The sequence below is a fragment of the Campylobacter sp. 110 genome (assembly GCF_002383965.1).
Taxonomy (GTDB): Bacteria; Campylobacterota; Campylobacteria; order Campylobacterales; family Campylobacteraceae; genus Campylobacter_D; species Campylobacter_D coli.
In genome coordinates, this window is record NZ_NXBD01000043.1 from 32,811 (window position 1) to 52,809 (window position 19,999).

The 19,999-nt window shown below is 31.0% G+C and carries 21 protein-coding genes and 1 pseudogene; 14 read left to right on the top strand and 8 right to left on the bottom strand.

The window, feature by feature from the left end:
* Positions 1-2 precede the first annotated feature (2 nt).
* From BGS43_RS06295 to cmoA, 7 genes are read left to right on the top strand one after another with little or no spacing between them, the layout of a single operon-like run.
* The gene (locus BGS43_RS06295) at positions 3-1,013 is read left to right on the top strand and encodes an AAA family ATPase (protein ID WP_052784381.1); all 1,011 of its coding nucleotides are present in this window, start codon (positions 3-5) and stop codon (positions 1,011-1,013) included.
* Positions 1,006-1,527 (top strand): hypothetical protein, encoded by a 522-nt coding sequence (locus BGS43_RS06300; RefSeq protein WP_171824164.1) that lies wholly within the window; start codon positions 1,006-1,008, stop codon positions 1,525-1,527. The genes BGS43_RS06295 and BGS43_RS06300 overlap by 8 nt, the downstream gene beginning before the upstream one ends.
* On the top strand, positions 1,524-3,467 hold the full coding sequence (gene ligA / locus BGS43_RS06305; protein WP_058001408.1) for an NAD-dependent DNA ligase LigA: 1,944 nt from the start codon (positions 1,524-1,526) through the stop codon (positions 3,465-3,467). The genes BGS43_RS06300 and ligA overlap by 4 nt, the downstream gene beginning before the upstream one ends.
* Entirely contained in the window at positions 3,448-4,452 is a 1,005-nt protein-coding gene (locus BGS43_RS06310; protein WP_057044930.1) for a hypothetical protein, read from the top strand. The genes ligA and BGS43_RS06310 overlap by 20 nt, the downstream gene beginning before the upstream one ends.
* On the top strand, positions 4,449-5,198 hold the full coding sequence (gene tlyA, locus BGS43_RS06315; RefSeq protein WP_096569226.1) for a 23S rRNA (cytidine-2'-O)-methyltransferase TlyA: 750 nt from the start codon (positions 4,449-4,451) through the stop codon (positions 5,196-5,198). The genes BGS43_RS06310 and tlyA overlap by 4 nt, the downstream gene beginning before the upstream one ends.
* Positions 5,167-6,003, top strand: coding sequence for a bifunctional riboflavin kinase/FAD synthetase (locus BGS43_RS06320; RefSeq protein ID WP_002831303.1), 837 nt, complete (start codon positions 5,167-5,169; stop codon positions 6,001-6,003). Before tlyA ends, BGS43_RS06320 begins: the two co-directional genes overlap by 32 nt.
* Positions 6,004-6,006: 3 nt before the next feature.
* Positions 6,007-6,711: a carboxy-S-adenosyl-L-methionine synthase CmoA gene (gene cmoA, locus BGS43_RS06325; RefSeq protein ID WP_052777859.1), complete on the top strand. Its 705-nt coding sequence runs from the start codon at positions 6,007-6,009 to the stop codon at positions 6,709-6,711.
* A gap of 3 nt (positions 6,712-6,714) precedes the next feature.
* Here cmoA and BGS43_RS06330 read toward each other — a convergent pair whose 3' ends face one another.
* The 4 genes from BGS43_RS06330 to nth form a co-directional block, all read right to left on the bottom strand.
* Complete coding sequence (locus tag BGS43_RS06330) at positions 6,715-6,933, bottom strand: EexN family lipoprotein (RefSeq protein WP_002780165.1); 219 nt, start codon at positions 6,931-6,933, stop codon at positions 6,715-6,717.
* A gap of 78 nt (positions 6,934-7,011) precedes the next feature.
* The gene (locus BGS43_RS06335) at positions 7,012-7,644 is read right to left on the bottom strand and encodes a trimeric intracellular cation channel family protein (protein WP_002786121.1); all 633 of its coding nucleotides are present in this window, start codon (positions 7,642-7,644) and stop codon (positions 7,012-7,014) included.
* A 9-nt stretch (positions 7,645-7,653) separates the two neighbouring features.
* Entirely contained in the window at positions 7,654-8,304 is a 651-nt protein-coding gene (locus tag BGS43_RS06340; protein ID WP_002780169.1) for a DNA/RNA non-specific endonuclease, read from the bottom strand.
* Positions 8,301-8,927 (bottom strand): endonuclease III, encoded by a 627-nt coding sequence (gene nth / locus BGS43_RS06345; RefSeq protein WP_002777553.1) that lies wholly within the window; start codon positions 8,925-8,927, stop codon positions 8,301-8,303. Before nth ends, BGS43_RS06340 begins: the two co-directional genes overlap by 4 nt.
* A gap of 82 nt (positions 8,928-9,009) precedes the next feature.
* Here nth and BGS43_RS06350 point away from each other — a divergent pair, with 82 nt between their 5' ends.
* The 5 genes from BGS43_RS06350 (at position 9,010) to BGS43_RS06370 (ending at position 14,274) form a co-directional block, all read left to right on the top strand.
* Positions 9,010-9,831 (top strand): peptidylprolyl isomerase, encoded by an 822-nt coding sequence (locus BGS43_RS06350; protein ID WP_002777551.1) that lies wholly within the window; start codon positions 9,010-9,012, stop codon positions 9,829-9,831.
* Entirely contained in the window at positions 9,831-10,895 is a 1,065-nt protein-coding gene (gene fbaA / locus BGS43_RS06355) for a class II fructose-bisphosphate aldolase (protein WP_025399127.1), read from the top strand. The genes BGS43_RS06350 and fbaA overlap by 1 nt, the downstream gene beginning before the upstream one ends.
* 98 nt (positions 10,896-10,993) lie before the next feature.
* Positions 10,994-12,448: a MotA/TolQ/ExbB proton channel family protein gene (locus tag BGS43_RS06360; RefSeq protein ID WP_002777547.1), complete on the top strand. Its 1,455-nt coding sequence runs from the start codon at positions 10,994-10,996 to the stop codon at positions 12,446-12,448.
* The gene (locus BGS43_RS06365; protein WP_002777545.1) at positions 12,445-13,395 is read left to right on the top strand and encodes an OmpA family protein; all 951 of its coding nucleotides are present in this window, start codon (positions 12,445-12,447) and stop codon (positions 13,393-13,395) included. Before BGS43_RS06360 ends, BGS43_RS06365 begins: the two co-directional genes overlap by 4 nt.
* A 9-nt stretch (positions 13,396-13,404) precedes the next feature.
* Positions 13,405-14,274, top strand: coding sequence for a 1-aminocyclopropane-1-carboxylate deaminase/D-cysteine desulfhydrase (locus BGS43_RS06370; RefSeq protein ID WP_002777542.1), 870 nt, complete (start codon positions 13,405-13,407; stop codon positions 14,272-14,274).
* Position 14,275: 1 nt separating this feature from the next.
* Here the strand turns inward: BGS43_RS06370 and BGS43_RS06375 are convergent, their stop codons facing one another.
* Positions 14,276-14,731, bottom strand: coding sequence for a low molecular weight protein-tyrosine-phosphatase (locus BGS43_RS06375; protein ID WP_002825176.1), 456 nt, complete (start codon positions 14,729-14,731; stop codon positions 14,276-14,278).
* A gap of 53 nt (positions 14,732-14,784) precedes the next feature.
* Here BGS43_RS06375 and BGS43_RS06380 point away from each other — a divergent pair, with 53 nt between their 5' ends.
* Both BGS43_RS06380 and BGS43_RS06385 read left to right on the top strand, forming a co-directional pair.
* Positions 14,785-15,969: an MFS transporter gene (locus BGS43_RS06380; protein ID WP_025399125.1), complete on the top strand. Its 1,185-nt coding sequence runs from the start codon at positions 14,785-14,787 to the stop codon at positions 15,967-15,969.
* A gap of 20 nt (positions 15,970-15,989) precedes the next feature.
* Positions 15,990-16,646: a DUF4230 domain-containing protein gene (locus tag BGS43_RS06385; protein WP_002825173.1), complete on the top strand. Its 657-nt coding sequence runs from the start codon at positions 15,990-15,992 to the stop codon at positions 16,644-16,646.
* Here the strand turns inward: BGS43_RS06385 and BGS43_RS06390 are convergent.
* The 3 genes and pseudogenes from BGS43_RS06390 to BGS43_RS06405 form a co-directional block, all read right to left on the bottom strand.
* A pseudogene (locus tag BGS43_RS06390) lies at positions 16,643-16,852 on the bottom strand (2-hydroxymuconate tautomerase family protein). The gene BGS43_RS06385 and the pseudogene BGS43_RS06390 sit on opposite strands and share 4 nt — an antisense overlap.
* Before the next feature lie 452 nt (positions 16,853-17,304).
* Positions 17,305-17,787 (bottom strand): DNA-deoxyinosine glycosylase, encoded by a 483-nt coding sequence (locus BGS43_RS06400; RefSeq protein ID WP_002799243.1) that lies wholly within the window; start codon positions 17,785-17,787, stop codon positions 17,305-17,307.
* Entirely contained in the window at positions 17,784-19,943 is a 2,160-nt protein-coding gene (locus tag BGS43_RS06405; RefSeq protein WP_025399124.1) for a polyribonucleotide nucleotidyltransferase, read from the bottom strand. Before BGS43_RS06405 ends, BGS43_RS06400 begins: the two co-directional genes overlap by 4 nt.
* Positions 19,944-19,999: the final 56 nt, after the last annotated feature.

A 19,999-nucleotide genomic window follows, 5' to 3' on the forward strand; every position in this document is an offset into this window, starting at 1 on the left:
TAATGAATAAAAAATTATACTTAGAAAATATTGGAATTATAAAAGAGGCAAATATTAATTTAGAAGGTTTAAGTGTTATAGCAGGTGAAAATGATACAGGTAAAAGCACTGTGGGTAAAATTTTAATGGCCTTAATTAAAACACATAATATGAGCGAGTGGAAAACAAAAAAATCTAATAAAATTTGGATAAAAGAAAGAGCTTTTGATAAGCTTATAGATTTAATATTTAATGGAGAGTTAAAGGATAACGGGAGGATAATATTAAGCAAAGGCCAAAATATTATTTATGAGGCTTGCATTGAAAGAAATAGATGTGCTAGTTTTAAAAGCAAGGGTCAAGATTATGTCGATTGTACTTTTATACAAAGCCCTTTGGTTTGGGATTTGTTTGAGTTTTTTACAAAAGCGCGTCTTGTGAACGATAATGCTAGAATTTATGGTGGAGGATATGAGCTTTCTTATCCATATTTGCTTTGGGATTTATATCAAAAAATAGGGTTGCAAAGACCATTAAAAAAGTCTTTGGATTTTAAAGAGCTTGAGGAAGAAATAGTAGATATTATCAATGGCCATTTTTTACAAAACAATAAAGAAGCTTATAAATTTTATAGAAATAATAAGGAAATTTCTGTAGAGAATGTTGCGACAGGTATTAAACAATTTGGTATTTTGCAAACTTTGATTAACAATCATCGTATTACTCCTCAAGGTTTTTTAATTTTTGATGAACCAGAAAATCATTTACATCCAACTTGGCAAATTTTATTTGCTAAAATACTTATTAAATTATCAACCAAGAATATTCCTATACTTATAAATACTCACAGTCCTTATGTTGTCGAGGCTATTTATAAATACAGTATACACTATAAAGCAAGAGTAAATTTTCATGTAAGTTTAGGGTCTAAAATAGAACAAGTTGAAAATAATGAAAAAACTATGGAATTAATTTTTGAAAAGCTTAATAAGCCTTTTCAAACTTTTGATGAACTGGATATTAAAAATGGCTGATTTTAATATTTTTAAAAATAAATATAAACAATATGAGGATACTCTAAAAAATACTAGTTATGATAAAACTAATAATGAATATTTATGTTTGAAAGAAAATACGGTTATAAATTTTGAAAATTTAAGTTTAAGCTTAGAAGATAATAAAGGCGTGAAAAAAGTAGATGCATTGTTTTGTCAAGCTGATAAGATTTTTTTAGTTGAATTTAAAAATCAAAAACAAAGCAATATAGAAAAACAGGAAATAGTGCAAAAATTTGAAGATAGTGTTACTTTGCTCAAGAGGCTTTTTAAAGAAAATAATATAGCTTTTAAAAATTATATTATTAATTTATATCTTGTAATAAAAGATGGTAACAATTATCAAACATATAAAAACCGCCAGAAGGGAAGTGAAATTGAGCATGCTATTAAAGCACGAGATTCTTTAAAAAATTTTGAAATAAAATGCGCACCTAGACAATCTTTTTTACCTATATATGAAAAAATTTTTAGCGAAAGATGCGAAATATGACAAAAAAAGAGTACTTAGAAAAAGTTGCCTTGGCTGCTTCTTGGATGAGGGCGTATTATGAAAAGGATGAGCCTTTAGCAAGTGATGCAGAATACGATGCTTTGATTAGAGAATTAAGAGCTTTTGAAGAGCAAAATGAAAATGAAATTTCTCCTGATTCTCCTACGCAAAAAATAGCCCCTACTATACAAAGCGAATTTAAAAAACTTTCTCATTTAAGCCGTATGTGGTCGATGGAAGATGTTTTTGATGAGAGTGAGCTTAGAGCATGGGCAAAGCGTGCAAGATGTGAAGAGAATTTTTTTATAGAGCCTAAATTTGATGGAGCAAGCTTAAATTTGCTTTATGATAAAGGTAGACTAGTAAGCGGCGCGACAAGAGGAGATGGGGAAATAGGTGAGGATATCACGCTTAATGTGCTTGAAATCGACAATATCCCAAAAACTATAAACTATAAAGAAAAGATAGAAATTCGCGGTGAAGTGGTGATTTTAAAAGATGATTTTGAAAAAATCAATGAAAAAAGAGCCCGTTTAAACCAAAGCTTGTTTGCCAATCCACGCAATGCCGCAAGTGGGAGTTTAAGACAACTTGATACAAGCATCACAAGAGAAAGGAATTTGAAATTCTATCCTTGGGGAGTGGGGCAAAACTCACTTGAATTTAGTAAACACAGCGAGATTATGAGTTTTATAAGAGAGCTTGGCTTTTTAAAAGATGATTTTGTAAAGCTTTGTGCAAATTTAGATGAGGTTTTAAAAGCCTATAACGAGCTTTTAAGCCTAAGAGATCAAAAGCCTATGATGATGGATGGAATGGTAGTAAGGGTAGATGATCTTGTGCTTTGCAAAGAGCTAGGTCATACTGTGAAATTTCCAAAATTTATGGCAGCTTTTAAATTTCCAGCCTTGGAAAAAACCACGCGTTTAATAGGGGTAAATTTGCAGGTTGGAAGAAGCGGGGTTATCACTCCTGTGGCGGTTTTAGAGCCTGTAAATTTAGATGGGGTTATCGTAAAATCTGCCACACTTCATAATTTTGATGAAATTGCAAGACTTGATGCAAAGATCAATGATTTTGTAAGCGTGATAAGAAGTGGTGATGTGATACCAAAAATCACTAAAGTTTTTAAAGAGCGTAGGGATGGCTTAGAGCTTGATATAGCTAGACCTCGGTTTTGCCCTACTTGCAAAAGCGAACTTTTGGATGAGGGAACTTTGATCAAATGTCAAAATATTGATTGTGAAGATAGGCTTGTAAATTCTATCATTCATTTTGTTTCTAAAAAATGTTTAAATATCGACGGGCTTGGAGAAAGTATAGTCGAACTTTTATTTAAAGAGAAAAAAATAACCACCCTTGAGAGTATTTTTCATCTCAAATTTAGTGATTTTGAAGGCTTGGAAGGTTTTAAAGAAAAAAAGATCAATAATATTTTAAATGCCATTGAACAAGCAAGGGATTGTGAGCTTTTTCGTTTTATCACTGCTTTGGGGATCGAGCATATTGGAGAAGTGGCTGCTAAAAAGCTAGCTTTAAGTTTTGGTAAAGAATGGCATAAACAAAGTTTGGAAGCTTATGCAAATTTAGAAGGTTTTGGTGAGCAAATGGCTCTTTCTTTGTGTGAGTTTTCTCGTGTAAATAGTGCAAGAATTGATGAGTTTTATAAGCTTTTAAATTTAAAAGAGCAAAAACTACAAATTCAAGAAGATAGTGTTATTTTTGGCAAGACTTTCGTGATCACAGGCACGCTTTCACGCCCTAGAGATGAGTTTAAAAATTTAATAGAAAGCCTTGGAGGCAAGGTTAGTGGATCAGTTTCTAAAAAGACTGATTATGTGCTTTTTGGTCAAGAAGCAGGCTCGAAACTCGACAAGGCTCAAGAGTTGGGTGTAAAATGTATTGATGAGAATGAATTCAATGAGCTTATTGAAAAATAACATTCAGCTATTTGTTTTATTTGGTATTTTTACATTTTTATTTTTTTGGCAAAAATTTGCTTGGGTTTCGCTTTTTTTAATCCCTATTTTTTTAGCATTTTTTTTGGAATTTTTTTATTTTTTAAGGCTTAGAAAAAATATCATAAAAGAAGCAACGATGATTAAAAATAGCTTGATTTATCGTGTGAGTGCGGGAGATTTTTATATCTATAGCTTGAGTTTTTTTATGGCCTTGTTTGCACTTGCTTCTTTGTTTTTAAATTTGATCAGTTATGAAAAACAAGATGGATTTTTTTTGTTTGTGCTCTTGCCTTTATTTTTATTTTTTTTCAAGCAAAAACTTCAGTTGCAGTTTTTAGATAATGCCTATAATGATTTTAGAATAATCATTTTATCAAGTTTGATTTTAGCTTTGTTATATGCGATTTTTAATGGGGTGGTAAATCCTATACAAAGTTTTAATCTTGAAGATTTTAATCAAAGCATCATTCATTATAAAAACTCAAAGTTTTTTATTTTTGATTTAATTTCTCAAATTTTAACACTTATAAATGCTTTAAAAGAGTATTTTTTATATTCTTTGGGGCTTTTTTGGTTTAGGGTTTTAAATTTTATTTTTGATTTTATTAATTTTTTTATTTTTTGCTCTTTTGTGGCCTATCTTTATAATTTTGCTTTTAAGGCAAAAAAGAAAACTTATGTTTTTGTCTTTTCATTTTTTATAACTCTAGCTTCATTTTTTATCGTAGAGGATAAAAACCAAAATCCAAAAGCTTATCAAAAAGAGCTTGTTTTGATGATGAATAATCTTTCTTTTTTAAAAGAGCAAAATTTAAGTATGCTTCAAAATGATAAAGATAGACTAGTTAAAAATTTAAAACAAGTGCAAGAACTTTTGGATAAAAATGCCTTTGAAATAGGAATTTGGTGGTTTTCTAAAGAGAAAGAAGAATTGCAAAAAGCCTTAAATGAAAGTCTTCAATGAGATATGATATTTTTGTAGCAAAACGTTTAAATCTTAGTAGAAATAAAGCTTTAGAATTGATAGAAAATGAAGAAATTTTACTTAATTCCAAGCCTTATAAAGCTTCTTTTGATGTGCAAAATCTGCTTAAAAATAAGATAGCAGATCAAGAAGAGCTTTTAAATTCTAAAGAATTAGATTTAGAGCTTTTAGGCGAGCTTTATGTTTCTCGCGCGGCTTTTAAGCTCAAATATTTTTTAGAAAATCATAATATCAATATAGCAAATAAAACCTGCCTTGATATAGGCTCAAGTACGGGTGGTTTTGTGCAAATTTTATTAGAACACAAGGCTTTAAAAGTAAGTGCTTTAGATGTGGGTGATAATCAACTCCATCCTAGTTTACGCGATGATAAAAGGATTGAAGTTATTGAAAATACGGATTTAAGAACTTTTAAAAGCGAGCAAAAATTTGATTTTATTACTTGTGATGTCAGTTTTATTTCTTTAACTCATTTGCTTTCGTATATCGATAATTTAGCTTTAAAAGATATAGTTTTGCTTTTTAAGCCTCAATTTGAAGTTGGCAAGCAAGCAAAAAGAGATAAAAAAGGTGTTTTAAAAGATGAAAAGGCTGTGCTTAAAGCTATGAGAGAATTTGAAAATGCTTGTGCGCGTTTAGGTTGGATCTTGCAATGTTGTGAAGAGTCTAAAATCAAAGGAAAAGAGGGTAATATTGAATATTTTTACTACTACACTAAAAAATGATATTAAAACCTTAGCCATAGGATGTTTTGATGGAGTTCATTTAGGGCATAAAAAGCTTATAGAATGCTTAGATGATTCTGGGGCTCTTTTGATTATCGATAAATTTAAGGGTAAAAAACTTTGCACCAATCAAGACAAAGCATTCTTAGCTCAAAAAGAGATCATAGAACTTGATTTTGAAAGCATCAAGGCTTTAGATGGTAAGGATTTTTTACAAGCCTTAAAAGAGGAATTTGTAAATTTAGAGCGTATAGTTGTAGGTTTTGATTTTTCTTTTGGAAAAAATAGAAGTTATAAAGCAAAAGATATAGAAGCACTTAGTGGGATTAAAACAACGATTATAGATGAATTTAGATTAGAGGGAGTGGGCGTTCATGCAAGCTTGATTAAAGAGTATTTAGCACAAGGCGATATCAAAAAGGCAAATTCTTTCTTGGGGCGAAATTATGCAATCAAAGGTAAGCTTATCAAGGGTCAAGGACTTGGCTCAAAAGAACTTTTTGCAACTTTAAATTTAGAATGCGAGGAATATTTTTTACCTAAAAATGGCGTTTATGCTAGCATCGTGAGTTTTCATGATAAACGCTATAAGAGTGTAAGTTTTGTGGGTGTGCGCTCTAGCGATATGCAATTTGCCATAGAAAGTCATATTATAGAAAAATTTGATGAAAGCTTGGCTATAGGGGAAGTTTTAGAGCTTGAATTTGTAGAATTTCTAAGAGAAAATCAAAAATTTAATGATCTTGCCCAACTTAAAGAACAAATTTCAAAAGATATAAATCAAGCTAAAGCGTGTTTAGGATAGAGAATGAAAGATGAACTTTTTAAAGAAAAATTAACCAAACAATTTGAATTTGATAAGAGTGTCGCAAGTGTTTTTGATGATATGATTAATCGCTCTGTGCCTTTTTATAGGGAAAATTTAGAACTTTGTGCAAATTTGATAAAAAAATTGACTAAAGAGGGAGCAAAGGTTTGTGATTTGGGTTGTTCTAGTGCGAATTTTTTAATTTTTTTAGCCAGCTTAAGAAAAGATCTTAAGCTTTTTGGCGTGGATAATGCTCCTTCTATGCTTGAAATCGCCAAGTCAAAAGCACAAGCTTATGGCTTAAATATAGAATTTTTTGAAGCGAATTTGTGTGATTTTGTTTTTTTTCAAAGTGATGTATTTGTAGCTAATTATACTTTGCAATTTATCCGTCCGCCTAAAAGACAAGAACTTGTTAATGAAATTTATAAGAATTTAAACAAAGGTGGTATTTTTATCATGAGTGAAAAAATTCTTTATGAAGATGCTTTTTTGTCTAAAAATATGATAGAACTTTATGCAGATTATAAAGAAAGACAAGGTTATTCTAAAATCGAAATTGCAGCCAAAAGGGAGGCTTTGGAAAATGTTCTTATCCCTTATAGTGAAAAAGAAAATTTAGATATGCTTAAGAATGCAGGATTTGAAAAAATAGAAAGTGTTTTTAAGTGGGTTAATTTTGAAACCTTTATAGCCTTTAAATAAAAATTATCTTGTTTGTGTATCATGGCCTTCATCCCAATCTTCTTTTGGGATAGCAACGCTATGAGCATTTACACAATCTTGACTGATGATAGATTTCAAACGACATTCATCACTTCTTTTTTTGGCTTCTTCGGGATGAGCTTTGTAGTATTCTACACTTTTGGTTTGTTCACAAGCTGTAAAAAATAAACAAATAAGGGTAAGTAGTATTGCTTTATTCATAGTATTTTCCTTAAAAAGCATAATTAAACTTTTATCACGCTTCTTTTTATCTTAGCAAATTTTTATAAATACAATTCATTATTTTTCCTCATTATAAGAAAAAATGGGTAAGGACCATTGGTATTTGATCGCTAAAAGCCTAGCTGTAACTCCTACAAATAGCGTTACAAGCGTGCAAATTAAAGCATGCAGTTGAAGATAAACCATTAAAGTATAATAAATCGCCCCTGCTATGATTGCAATTCCTGCATAAATTTCTTTTTGGAAAACTAAAGGAATTCTCATACATAAAATATCTCTTAAAATTCCACCAAAAACACCTGTAATCACTGCTGCAGAGATTGCGATGATAAAGCCATGGTTTTGTTCTATTGCAATTTGTGCGCCAAGTATGCTAAAGACTACAAGTCCTATGGCATCAAGCGTTAAAAATAAACTTTCTAATCTGCTAACAATGCGTGGAATTTTAGTGGCAATAAGAGCACAAAGGCAAATTAAAACAATATATTCAGGATGTTTAACCCAAGTAAGTGGATAATGACCTAAAAGCACATCGCGTATGCTTCCACCTCCTATGGCAGTTACTAAGGCTATGAAAATTACTCCAAAAAGATCCATTTTATGTCTGCCTGCAGCCAAGGCACCTGTCATACCCTCTGCTGAAATTCCTATAATGTAAAGTATGGTTATGGTTAAAGCACTGATTTCCATTCATAGCCTTTAGAATTTATTGCAAGAAATTTTATAATCATTGATTTCTTCGCTCTGGATATTGTTATTGGGTACTTCATAACATTCTTCAAACCGAGAAGTTTTGATAATCTTAACATAAGAACTCGGTATAGCAATGCCATTTTTAATAAATTTAGGATTTTTACCATAAAGTATTAGATTTAGCACTTCAACGCTTTGGAATTTAAAAGCAAGACTTCTTTCTCTTTGTTCGATTTCATTCCAAACCGTTGCATTAACTTGTGCATTTTGTGGAGTGATATTACTCATCAAAAAAACCGATGTTTGTGCTGCTTTACTAAAGCGAAAAGAAGCATTTGAGGCTATATGTCCTCGGGTATAACCACTATTTTTATAATCACTCCAAGTACTGCGGTATTTTTTAGGGATATTTGTGTCATCTTCAAAGCGAGCTCGTTTTTTGATCTGTTTTTCTTTTAGATTGGACGCTTCGACTTTATAGGCTACGGCTTTAGTGCCTTTGAGTTTATAATCATAACAATTGGTATAAAAAAATTTATCCAAAACAACAGAGCAATTTAAAGGATTAAAATAAGGCGCAAAATCTTTATCGGGCTTATAAGCTTCTAAAGCAAAAACATGAAGTGTAAATGCTAATAAAAAGATGATAAGTTTCATTCAAGTTCCTTGTCTTTACTTTTGCAAAGATGGTTTAAAAAACATTCTTTACATAGAGGTTTTTTAGCCTTGCAGGTATAGCGTCCAAAAAGCACCATGGCTTGATGAAGATAGTTAAGATTGTCTTTAAATATGCGTGTTAAATCCTCTTCAGTCGCTTCAGGAGTCTTAGCCTTGCTAAGTCCTAAGCGATGAGAAACACGAAAAACATGAGTATCTACTGCCATGCAGTTTGCACCACACCATTCGATCAAAACTACATGGGCTGTTTTTTGTCCTACTCCTGCTAAGGATTTTAATTTTTCTTCATCCAGTGGAATTTCGGCGTTGAAATTTTCACGGACTGATTGAGCCATTTTGATGAGATTTTGGGCTTTGTTATTATAAAAAGAACAGCTTTGTATATAGGTTTTAAGGCTTGATAAATTTGCATTTGCAAGACTTGTGATATCAGGATAAGCTTTAAAAAGCTCAGGGGTGATGAGATTGACCCTTTTATCGGTGCATTGTGCAGAAAGCATCACACAGACTAAAAGTTCATAGAGATTTGAAAACTTTAATTCTGTAGTAGGCTTATCAAAATGTTTTAAAAAAAGTTCTTTGATTTCTGAATTTCTTTTCATTTTTTTATTTTAATTAATTAGCTTTAAACCAAGTTGAGATATAATTGATTTTAATCTATTTTATTAAAAAAGGAAGTCTAAAATGAGAAAAGTTTCTTTAATTGCCGCAGCTTTAATTGCAGGTGTAACTTTAAATTTAAATGCAGCTACTATAGCTACTGTAAATGGTAAAAATATAAGCGATACTGAAGTGAGTGAATTTTTTGCACCGATGCTTAGAGGAGAGGATTTTAAAAGCTTGCCTGATCATCAAAAAAAGGCTCTTTTGCAACAATACATCATGCAAGATTTGATACTACAAGATGCTAAAAAACAAAATTTAGAAAAAGATCCTCTTTATAAAAAAGAATTAGAACGCGCAAAAGATAGCATACTTGTTAATGTTTATCAAGAAAAAATTCTTAATTCTATTAAAGTTGATTCTTCTAAAGTTAAAGCATTTTACGAACAAAATAAAGAAAAATATATCAAACCTGCTGCAGTTCAAGCTAAGCACATTTTAGTATCTAGCGAACAAGAAGCTAAAGATATCATTAAAGAACTCAAAGGTTTAAAAGGTAAAGCTTTAGATGATAAATTCAGCCAGCTTGCTCAAGAAAAATCAATCGATCCAGGTTCAAAAAATCAAGGTGGAGAATTAGGTTGGTTTGATCAATCAACAATGGTAAAACCATTCACTGACGCAGCATTTGCACTTAAAAATGGCACCATTACAACCACTCCTGTAAAAACAAATTTTGGCTATCATGTAATCTTAAAAGAAAATTCTCGTGCAAAAGAACAAATCAAATTTGATGATGTTAAAAAAGGTATTGAAAATGGTTTGAAATTTGAAGAATTTAAAAAAGTGATCAATCAAAAAGGTCAAGATTTGTTAAACAATGCTAAAGTGGAATACAAATAATGGGCTTGTTAGACATCGTAAAAGCAGGGGTTGTTAGCGGAGATGAGCTTAATAAAGTTTATGAATACGCTAAAGCACAGGGTTTTGCTATCCCTGCCGTTAATGTAGTGGGAACTGATTCGATCAATGCTGTTTTAGAAGCTGCTAAAAAAGTAAATTCTCCTGTTATCATCCAATTTTCTAATGGAGGAGCGAAATTTTATGCAGGAAAAAATTGTCCACAAGGTGATGTATTAGGAGCGATTAGCGGGGCTAAGCATGTGCATTTGCTTGCTAAGGCTTATGGTATCCCAGTGATTTTACATACAGATCACGCTGCTAGAAAGCTTTTACCTTGGATAGATGGACTTATAGAAGCAAATGCTGAGTACAAAAAAACTCACGGACAGGCTTTATTTAGCTCTCATATGCTTGACCTTAGCGAAGAGGATTTAGAAGATAATCTAAGCACTTGCGAAACATATCTTAAAAAACTTGATTCTTTGGGAATTTCACTCGAACTCGAACTTGGTTGCACTGGGGGAGAAGAAGATGGAGTGGATAATACAGGTATTGATAATTCTAAGCTTTATACCCAGCCTGAAGATGTAGCACTTGCATATGAAAGACTTGGGAAAATCAGCGATAAATTTTCAATAGCAGCCAGCTTTGGAAATGTACATGGAGTTTATAAACCAGGAAATGTAAGTTTACAACCTGAAATTCTTAAAAATTCACAAAAATTTGTAAAAGAAAAATTTGGCCTAGAAGTTGATAAGCCGATCAATTTTGTTTTCCATGGTGGAAGTGGAAGCGAATTAAAAGATATCAAAGATGCGGTGAGTTATGGTGTAGTAAAAATGAATATCGATACAGATACTCAATGGGCATTTTGGGACGGAGTTCGCGAATATGAAGCAAAAAACCGTGCATATTTGCAAGGCCAAATTGGCAATCCAGAAGGTGAAGATAAGCCTAATAAAAAATACTACGATCCGCGTGTTTGGCTAAGAAGCGGTGAGGAAAGTATGATAAAGCGTTTAGAACTTGCTTTTGAAGATTTAAATTGTATAGGAAGAAATTAAGCCTTTGGCTTAAATCTTCCAAATTTTATTTTAAAGATTTTTTAAATTGCTTGATAACAATCTTTAAAATAGAATTTAGCTAATGGGGTATTAGTGTTATGGATATAAGATCGGATGAAATTTCAGAACTCATTCTGCCAGAAAGTAAAGAGAAAAAAGGATATTTGGTTTATTTAAAAATTATTTTTATACCCGCTTTACTTTATGTTTTTATTTTATTGGGTTATTATGATATTATAAATTTTAAAGTCGAATTGCACACTGTTGTTATGATAGGCTTTATTTTTTTCACAGCCCTTGTGTTTGCAAGGCATAGTTCTGAATACGCATACAGCATTTTTGAACAACAAAAAGATGAATTTAAACAAGCCTTAAAAAGACATATTATGAAGCATTTTCTTACTATAGGTAAGGATACAAAATCTAATGCAAATTTTGATGATTTTGCTTATGCTTATGTTAGGGGTGCAAGGAATGAAAACTTTGCTAGTATTGGTGCAGCTATTTTTCCTATGATGGGAATTTTAGGAACTTTTATCAGTATAGCCTTATCTATGCCTAATTTTAGTTCTAGCGATACAGCAGCTTTAGAGCAAGAGATTGCTCTTTTACTAAGTGGTGTAGGAACTGCTTTTTATGTTTCAATTTATGGTATTTTTCTAGCTCTTTGGTGGATGTTTTTTGAAAAATTTGGAAAGAGTAAGATCGAGCGTTTGTTAAATCGTCAAAAAAATTCTACAAGTGGATTTTTTTGGACAAAAGAAGAGCTTGATCAAAGATATTTGAGTGAAAGCTTGCAACATTTTGAAAAAATCAGTGCTATTTTTAAACAAGTAAGCAATCAAGATTTTTTTGCAGAGCTTGATCATACTATAGATAGAAAATTTGGAATTTTTCAAGATATGCTCAATGTAGAAGAAAAAGCTATAAGATTGAGTGGGGAGCATATTAAGCAAACTATGGGTGAGTTAAGTAGAGCACAAAGAGATCAAAGAGATCTTGGAAAAATGTATGGCGAAATGCTAAATGGTATAGGAATGCTTAATCAAAATTTAAAAGAAATCAATATGCGTATGTCTGAACAATATAACCGCCTTCTTGATATCAGTAGTGAAAAAATTCAGCATTTTGATAAAACCTTGCTTGCTTTTGATGAAAAAGTAGATCGTTTTGGTAAAAATTTTGAATTATATGAAAAAGCCATTTTAGAAAGTCAAGAAAAGGTTTTTGAAGGCTTTAAGACAAGTCTTTTTGAGGGTATGCATAAATTTAAAGAAGTTTATGAGGAAGAAAAAAGTATCGATGCGAAAATCAAAATGATGGATAAATTAAAGCAAGAAATCAAGAATTTAAATGAAGAAACAAATGAAGTGATGGCTAAAATAGGTAAAATTCCTAATCCTGCTCAAGAAGAGCAAGATAATATAGAAAATGAAATTCTTTCAGATGAAAAAGCAGCCGAAAATACAGAGCGAACCAAAGAAAATCAAAACGATAGCGACACTTTAGATTCTAATAAAAATTTTAATAAAGAAGAAAAAGAAGATAAATGAAAAATGAGCAAGAAGAAGGTAATTTTTGGATAGCCTATGCTGACTTGATGGCAGGGCTACTTTTTGTTTTTATCCTGTTAATAGGTGCTATTGTGGTTAAATACGTTTTAACTCAAAGCGATCTAAGAGAAATTAAAGACAATCTTAACAAACAAGAAGCACGCTTAGAAGAAAGTAAGGAAGAGCTTAGAAATAAAGAAGCTATTGTTTTTAAATTAAGCTCTGATTTAAACAATGCTTCAAGTGCTTTAAATCTTATAAATTCTCAAAAAGCAGAACTTGAAGCAAATATCACTAATTATGAGCAATTAAGCAAAGAGCTGAATTCATCTATAGATAATAAAGATAAGCAAATTTTGATTTTGCTAGGTCAGCTAGAAAAGAAAGATGAAGAAATTAGAAATTTGCAAGAAAGCTTTGATAAAGCAAAAGAAAAGGTTCAAAATTTAAGTTTGATTCGCGAGAATTTAAGCAAAGAATTGCAAGCTAAACTTGATAGCAATATTACCATAGATCAAAAAACAGGATCCATTTCTCTACCTTCTGAGGTATTATTTGATAAAGATTCTTACACGCTTAAAAATGAAGCCAAGGCGAGTTTAAGAAAAATTTTAAGTGAGTATTTTAATGCTATTATCAATGATCCAAAGATTTTATCTAACATAGAAAATATCATCATCGAAGGACATACAGATAGTGATGGATCTTATATTTATAATCTTGATTTATCTCAAAAACGCGCTTATGAGGTAATGAATTTTATCTATACTTTTTATAAGGATACAAGGTTGCAAAAACTTTTGATGGCAAGTGGTAGATCGTTTTCTGATCCTGTTCTTGTTAATGGGGTAGAGGATAAAGATAAAAGCCGTCGCATAGAAATTAAATTCAGTATTAAAAATGATAATGCTTTAAAAGATGTTGAAAAGTTTTTTGAATTTCGTTAAGAATTTTAAATGTTAGTTTCTCCCATAGAAAAAATTCAATTTCAAGGATTTGAATTTTATATCAAGCGTGATGATTTACTAGGAGAAATCAATGGAAACAAAGCTAGAAAACTTGCTTTTTATCTTTCTCAAAACTATGATCAAGGTCAACGCTTTATAAGTTATGGTGGCATTCAAGGTAATGCTTTGGTAGCACTTAGTATATTTGCGGCTAAAAGAAATTTGATTCTTGTTTATGCTTGTGAAAAGATTCCTACCTATCTAAGAAATAATCCTTGTGGAAATTATAAATTAGCCTTAGAAAACAATGTTTATTTTATCGAAAATCACAGCAATAAAGACTTAAAAACATTTGCGCTTTCTTTGTGTGAAAAAGATGATATTTTTATAGAGCAAGGAGTTGCTAATTTAAATGCCGAATTAGGTTATATTCAACTGGCCAAGGAAATAGAAAGTCAAAGTAAAACTTTAGGTTTATATTTTGATATTTTTCTACCCTCAGGCACGGGAACTTCGGCTGCATTTTTAGCTAAAAATTCCAAATTTAAAGTTTTTACTTGTGCTTGCGTTGGAGATGAGTGCTACCTTAAAAATCAAATTTTAAATCTTATTAAAAATTATGATTTTTCGAATTTAGAAATTCTAAAAAGTGATAAAAAATATCGTTTTGCTAAACCTTATCTAGAATTTTATCAGCTTTATAAAGATTTAAAACAAGAATGTCAAATAGAATTTGACTTGCTTTATGACATGCTAGGATTGAGCATAGCCTTAAAAAGAGAATGGAAAAATCCCTTGCTTTATATCCACCAAGGAGGAATTTCTGGAAATTCCTCTATGTTAGAAAGATATATATTTAAATATTGTAAAGATAAATGATTTATTTTTGTAGATGGTTTAAAAGATTTTTACACGCTAAAGAAATGATTTGATAAGTTTCATCAAAATTCCCACTATACCATGGATCAGGAACTTCATCATATCCTAAATGAGAAGCAAAATCAGTGATTTTTAAAAGTTTATTTTGAGTATTTTTATAATTTTTTTGAACATTCTTAAAATTAGAATTATCCATAGTAATTAAAAAATCACTTTCATCACAAAGTGCTTGAGTGAGTTTTTTGCTTGTAAAATTTTGATATTTTATATTTAAGCTTTTAAGTTTATTTTGAGTGCCATAGTGCATATTTTCTCCATCATGTTCTCCTGAAGTTCCAGCACTGCTTATAAAAAATTCTTTTTCTAAATTTGCTTTTTTGACAAGATCTTTCATGATAAATTCTGCCATAGGCGAACGACATATATTGCCTAAGCATATAAAGAGTATTTTTTTCATTTTTATCCTTGAGTTTTAATTAAAAATTATAAAAAATATCATACAATAAATCCATGGAAAATTTCAATAGAACTTTGCTTGTATGTTGGTTTGGTGTTTTTACCACAAGTATGGGACTTAGTCAAATCGCTCCAATCTTGCCTTTATATATCAAAGAATTAGGACATACAAACACTAGCGAAATCGCATTTTACTCAGGATTAGCTTTTGGAATCACACCGCTTGGAATGGCTGTTTTTTCACCTTTGTGGGCTTTTTTGGGTGCAAAGTATGGTTATAAAAATATGCTTCTTCGTGCAAGTTTTGGAATGTCGGTTTTAACCTTATGGCTTAGCTTTGCTCATAGTGCTTTAGAAGTAGTTTTTGTGCGGGGTTTAACAGGGATAATTTCGGGTTTTACTTCTGCTGCTGTTGTGTTTATCGCTGTGATAGCACCTAAAGAAAAAGTGGCTTATGCTTTAGGAACTCTTTCTACGGCTTCTATAAGTGGAAGTTTGCTTGGGCCTTTGTTTGGTGGCTTTGTGGCTGAATTTTTTAGTATTAGTACGGTTTTTGATATGGTGGCTTTTTTAATCGCTTGTTCTTTTGTGACGATTTATTTTTTCATCCATGAGAGAAAAATTCAAAAAGAGGCGAAGAAAAATACTCAAAAAGTGAAAGAAAACAAAACCCTTATTATCGTTCTTTTTATCACTACTTTTGTGATACAATTTGGTACTTTTGGAGTGATGCCGATTTTAAGTATCTATGTTGAGCAAATTCATCAAGGTGGAAATTTGGCTCTTTGGGCGGGTATAGTAGTGGCTGCAAGTGGGATTAGCAATCTTTTTTTCGCACCAAAACTTGGAAAAATCGCCGATAAGATAGGGCCTAGTAAGGTTATTTTTGGAGCTTTGATATTTTGTGGAATTTGCTTTTATTTGCAGGCTGTAGTAAGTAATGTTTATACGCTTATTTTCGTAAGATTGCTTATAGGAATAGGTCTTGGAGGACTTTTGCCTTGCGTGAATGCTTTGCTTAAAAAAGGTGTTAGTGCTAAAAATTTAAGCCTTGTATTTGGCTTTAATCAAGCTTGTCAGTTTTTAGGAAATTTTTGCGGTGCTTTTGGAGGAGGATTGATAACAGCGCATTTTAGTGTAGAACTTGTTTTTGCTTTTATTTGCTGTATTTTTATTTTAAATGCTATAATTTTTTTGATATTTGAAAGAAATTATATTTTTTCTAATCAAGGTTTATAATTCTTTAGAAAGGTGATTTTATGGAACTCATTTTACTTAGTTTGATTGTTATTTTGCTTGTATTTGTCATTATAAAGCAGTTTAAAAATAGCTCTAAAATAGAAGAGAAAGACATTCATATTAGCAATGATATTACCCAGCTTAAATCCATAGGAGAGCTTAGTGTTTTTCAAGTCTTTAGTAAAGAAATTGTTACTAAAAAAGACAGTGCTTTTAACGGAATTTGGAAAAGTATTTTGGGTTGGTCTTTAAGCGAAAGACAGATTGCTTTGATTTTTGAATTTGAGATCACATTTTTATATGATTTAAGAGATAAAAATTTTGAAATTGTAGTTTTAGATAATGATCATTATAAGATTATTATGCCTGAATGCAAATACAAGCACAGCATTATAGATATGAAATTTTATGATGAAAAAAATGCTAAATTTTTACCTTTTTTGCTGCCTGATTCTATTAATAGCACAGGACTTAGCTTTAGTGAAAATGACAAAAATAAGCTCATAAGAGAGGCTAAAGAAGAGGTTAAAGAATTGTCATTAAATCTTATTAGAAATTTAGAAAGTAAAATTCACAAAAGTGCTAGAGATACTTTAGAAGCTATAGCCAAAGGTTTTGGAGCAAAAAAGGTAGAGTTTGAATTTAAGGATAATACCCAAAAGCTAGATATAAACTAGCTTTTTTCTTTTCTTACTTGAGTGATACTTTTTCCGCCTAAGCCGTAATTGTCTGTATCGATTTCATCAATGATTACTACGGTTGAGGCTTTATTTTTATTTAAAACCCTAGCGAGTAAATCTGTCACTCCTGCGATAAGCTCTTGTTTTTATTCGCTTGTAGGTTCACCGTTTTCTTTGGTAATGCGTATATTTACAAAAGGCATTTAAAACTCCTTTATATATTTTTTAATAATTTTAAATAGAAAACATTAATACAAGCTTATTAGAAAAGCTCATTTTTTATAAAAATTATTTTGATAATTAATATTAAATTTATAAAAACAAGATTATAATTTAATATCAGTATTAAAATATAAATTCATCTATAGTTTAAATTTATATAAATAAAAAATGACTCACTATCACAAAAGCTGATTAAAATTTGCTAAAAGGGTATCATAAATCTTAAAATGTTTGATTTTTTTATAAATTATATGATTTTTTGTGCTAAAGATCTTTCTAAATTGTTTTTAGGAACTTTAGCTTTATTTTTATTTGTCTTTTTTGGAATTATGTTTTTTATATGCGAAGGTGTGTTTTTATATGTATTACTTTTTTGTGAAATAATTTTATTTTTATATATGCTTTTGGGTATTTTTTCATACGTAATCAAAAATTATTTTATAAAATTTTTGATTATTTTATAGCTTTGCAAAAGTTGTTCAAAAGAAAAATTTAAATTTGCAGGAGAGCTTGAGGGTAGGGCTATGGCTTTTAAATGAGGATGAAATTTAGTAAAAAATCGATAAGCACTTTTCCCTGTGGTAAAAATAGCTTGGATTTGTGCTTGAGAAAGGATTAAATTTAAATCATTAGCCTTTGCGTAACTTATGGTTTTATCATCTGAATTTTTTATCTTGCAACTTTGAAGTACATCCCAAAGAGCGATATGTTTTTTTCTTAAAAAGGCTTGTTGTTCTGTGATATTTTCTAATCTTACATCAAAAAGTGTTTCTAGTATAGGCCAAAAACGATTTCTTGGGTGCTGGTAGTAAAATCCATCTTCTCTTGATTTTACCGAGGGAAAAGATCCTAAAATTAAAATTTTAGAATCCTTATCAAAAAAGGGTTTAAAAGGATGAGTTAAAAACTCACTCACTCGCATAAATCCACAGAGATTTTGCCATTTTTAATCTCACTTACTTTTACTTTTAAAATTTGATTTTCGCTTAAATTGAGATTTTTACTTTTAGAATTATGAAGCAAGCCATCAATTCCATTTTTAAGTTCTATAAAGGCTCCAAAATTCGTGATTTTTTTGACTTTTCCTTCAAATTCTTCGCCGATTTCAAAGTTTGATAGATCTTTTTCTTTAAAGCCTTTTTTATTATTTTTTTGAGAACTTGTGATATTGATAATATAATCTTTTGCGGCTTTAATTTGTTCGTTTTCATTGCCCGCAATTTTTACTTCACCCTTTTCACGATCTAAGTCTATAGAAACACCAAATTTTTCAATAATTTCTTTGATAGTTTTTCCAGCTTGACCTATGATATCGACTATTTTTGAAGGATCAACATTGAAAAGCTCGAGTTTTGGTAATACTTCTTCATTAACAACAATTTCCTTAAGCGCTTCTTCCATGATATTTAAGATATGAATTCTACCTTCTTTAGCTTGATACAAGGCTTCTTTGAGTATTTTTTGATCAATACCGCCCAATTTGATATCCATTTGTAAGGCTGTGATACCGTCTTTGCTACCTGCTACTTTAAAATCCATATCCCCATCATGATCTTCTAAACCCATGATATCAGTTAAAATAGCATATTGATCACCTTCAAAAATAAGCCCCATAGCTACTCCTGCTACAAGTTTTAAGCTAGGTACTCCCGCTGCTCTTAAGGCTAAAGACCCTCCACAAACCGTTGCCATAGAACTAGAGCCATTGCTTTCTAAAATTTCACTTACCAAACGGATAACATAAGGATAATTTTCATCTATGCTTGGATAAAGGGCTCTTTTGGCTAAGTTTCCATGTCCTAACTCTCTTCTTCCAGGTGCTTTGATAGGGCTTGCCTCGCCTACTGAAAAACCTGGAAAATTATAATTAACCATAAAGCGTTCATTGATAGGATTTTTTTCGGTTAACACATCAACCATTTGTGCATCATTTTCACTACCTAAAGTCGCCACAACCAAAGCTTGAGTTTGTCCGCGTGTAAAAAGGCAAGAGCCATGTGCATTAGGTAAAATATTTGTTTCTATGGCAATAGGACGCACTTCATTTAAATTTCTACCATCTGCTCTTTTTTTTGTATTTAAAATTTGACTACGAACGATTTTATGTTTGACTTTTGCTAGGGCATTTAAAATACTTTCTTCATCCCATTTTGTCGCGCTTTCAAATTTTAATATTTTTTCAGCAATTTTATTTAACTCACTCGCTCTTTCACTTTTTGCCATTTGATTGATAGCCTGTACGATTTGATCGTGAAAATTATTTTCTATAAAGGCGAGAAGTTCGAAATTTTCTATTTCATCTTTGAAATTTAAATCGCTTGATTTTTTATGTTTCAAAAAAGCTTCTTCATAAGCATTAGAGCCATTTAATATAGCTTTTTGGGCTAGACTTAGCGCTTCTAAAATTTCATCTTCGCTAAGTTCATTCATGCTTTGTGAAGTTGTTTGGGTTAAAACATCTGCATAAGGAGCTTCGATAAAGATTTCATCTTCTTTTTGATTAGGTAAAGCACGCATTTCTATCATTAAAAGCTCATCTTTAACCCCTGCTACATAAAGATCAAGGGTGCTATTTTTAAGTTCTTCATTGTTTGGATTGAGGACAAATTTTTCTTCTATGCGACCTATGCGAACTCCACAAACAGGAGCTTTCATAGGAATATCACTAAGATAAAGTGCCACGCTTGCTGCATTTAAGCTCATAACTTGAAGATCTACTTGAGGATCAGCAGAAAGAACCATTACGACAATTTGTGTCGGATAGGCATATCCTTTTGGAAAAAGAGGGCGTAAGCTTCTATCAATAATGCGTGCTGTTAAGGTTTCTGCATCGCTTGGCTTGGTTTCTCTTTTGACATAACCACCAGGGATTTTTCCTGCGGCATAAGCTTTTTCGATGTATTGGACGGTTAGAGGTAAAAAATCTTCTTCAACTTGTTTTTCTTCTCTTGCAACTGTAGCTAGAACAACGCTTTTGCCTTGTCTCATTAAAACAGCACCGGCAGCTTGTTTAGCTACTTTTTCTATATCGAATACTTCTAAATTACCATTGATTTCTATACTGTATTGCATCATTTGTCCTTTTTTTCCATATAATAAATTTGTCAAACTTTTAAAAATATTTAGCA

Excerpts from the sequence above, each read along its gene's own strand:
- tlyA (WP_096569226.1), top strand. The coding sequence starts at position 4,449 with ATGAGATATGATATTTTTGTAGCAAAACGTTTAAATCTTAGTAGAAAT.
- BGS43_RS06365 (WP_002777545.1), top strand. The coding sequence starts at position 12,445 with ATGAAAAATGAGCAAGAAGAAGGTAATTTTTGGATAGCCTATGCTGAC.
- BGS43_RS06330 (WP_002780165.1), bottom strand. The coding sequence starts at position 6,933 with ATGAATAAAGCAATACTACTTACCCTTATTTGTTTATTTTTTACAGCT.
- BGS43_RS06405 (WP_025399124.1), bottom strand. The coding sequence starts at position 19,943 with ATGCAATACAGTATAGAAATCAATGGTAATTTAGAAGTATTCGATATA.
- BGS43_RS06310 (WP_057044930.1), top strand. The coding sequence starts at position 3,448 with ATGAGCTTATTGAAAAATAACATTCAGCTATTTGTTTTATTTGGTATT.
- cmoA (WP_052777859.1), top strand. The coding sequence starts at position 6,007 with ATGAAAGATGAACTTTTTAAAGAAAAATTAACCAAACAATTTGAATTT.
- BGS43_RS06350 (WP_002777551.1), top strand. The coding sequence starts at position 9,010 with ATGAGAAAAGTTTCTTTAATTGCCGCAGCTTTAATTGCAGGTGTAACT.
- ligA (WP_058001408.1), top strand. The coding sequence starts at position 1,524 with ATGACAAAAAAAGAGTACTTAGAAAAAGTTGCCTTGGCTGCTTCTTGG.
- BGS43_RS06380 (WP_025399125.1), top strand. The coding sequence starts at position 14,785 with ATGGAAAATTTCAATAGAACTTTGCTTGTATGTTGGTTTGGTGTTTTT.
- BGS43_RS06370 (WP_002777542.1), top strand. The coding sequence starts at position 13,405 with ATGTTAGTTTCTCCCATAGAAAAAATTCAATTTCAAGGATTTGAATTT.
- BGS43_RS06300 (WP_171824164.1), top strand. The coding sequence starts at position 1,006 with ATGGCTGATTTTAATATTTTTAAAAATAAATATAAACAATATGAGGAT.
- BGS43_RS06295 (WP_052784381.1), top strand. The coding sequence starts at position 3 with ATGAATAAAAAATTATACTTAGAAAATATTGGAATTATAAAAGAGGCA.
- BGS43_RS06375 (WP_002825176.1), bottom strand. The coding sequence starts at position 14,731 with ATGAAAAAAATACTCTTTATATGCTTAGGCAATATATGTCGTTCGCCT.
- BGS43_RS06335 (WP_002786121.1), bottom strand. The coding sequence starts at position 7,644 with ATGGAAATCAGTGCTTTAACCATAACCATACTTTACATTATAGGAATT.
- nth (WP_002777553.1), bottom strand. The coding sequence starts at position 8,927 with ATGAAAAGAAATTCAGAAATCAAAGAACTTTTTTTAAAACATTTTGAT.
- BGS43_RS06385 (WP_002825173.1), top strand. The coding sequence starts at position 15,990 with ATGGAACTCATTTTACTTAGTTTGATTGTTATTTTGCTTGTATTTGTC.
- fbaA (WP_025399127.1), top strand. The coding sequence starts at position 9,831 with ATGGGCTTGTTAGACATCGTAAAAGCAGGGGTTGTTAGCGGAGATGAG.
- BGS43_RS06340 (WP_002780169.1), bottom strand. The coding sequence starts at position 8,304 with ATGAAACTTATCATCTTTTTATTAGCATTTACACTTCATGTTTTTGCT.
- BGS43_RS06360 (WP_002777547.1), top strand. The coding sequence starts at position 10,994 with ATGGATATAAGATCGGATGAAATTTCAGAACTCATTCTGCCAGAAAGT.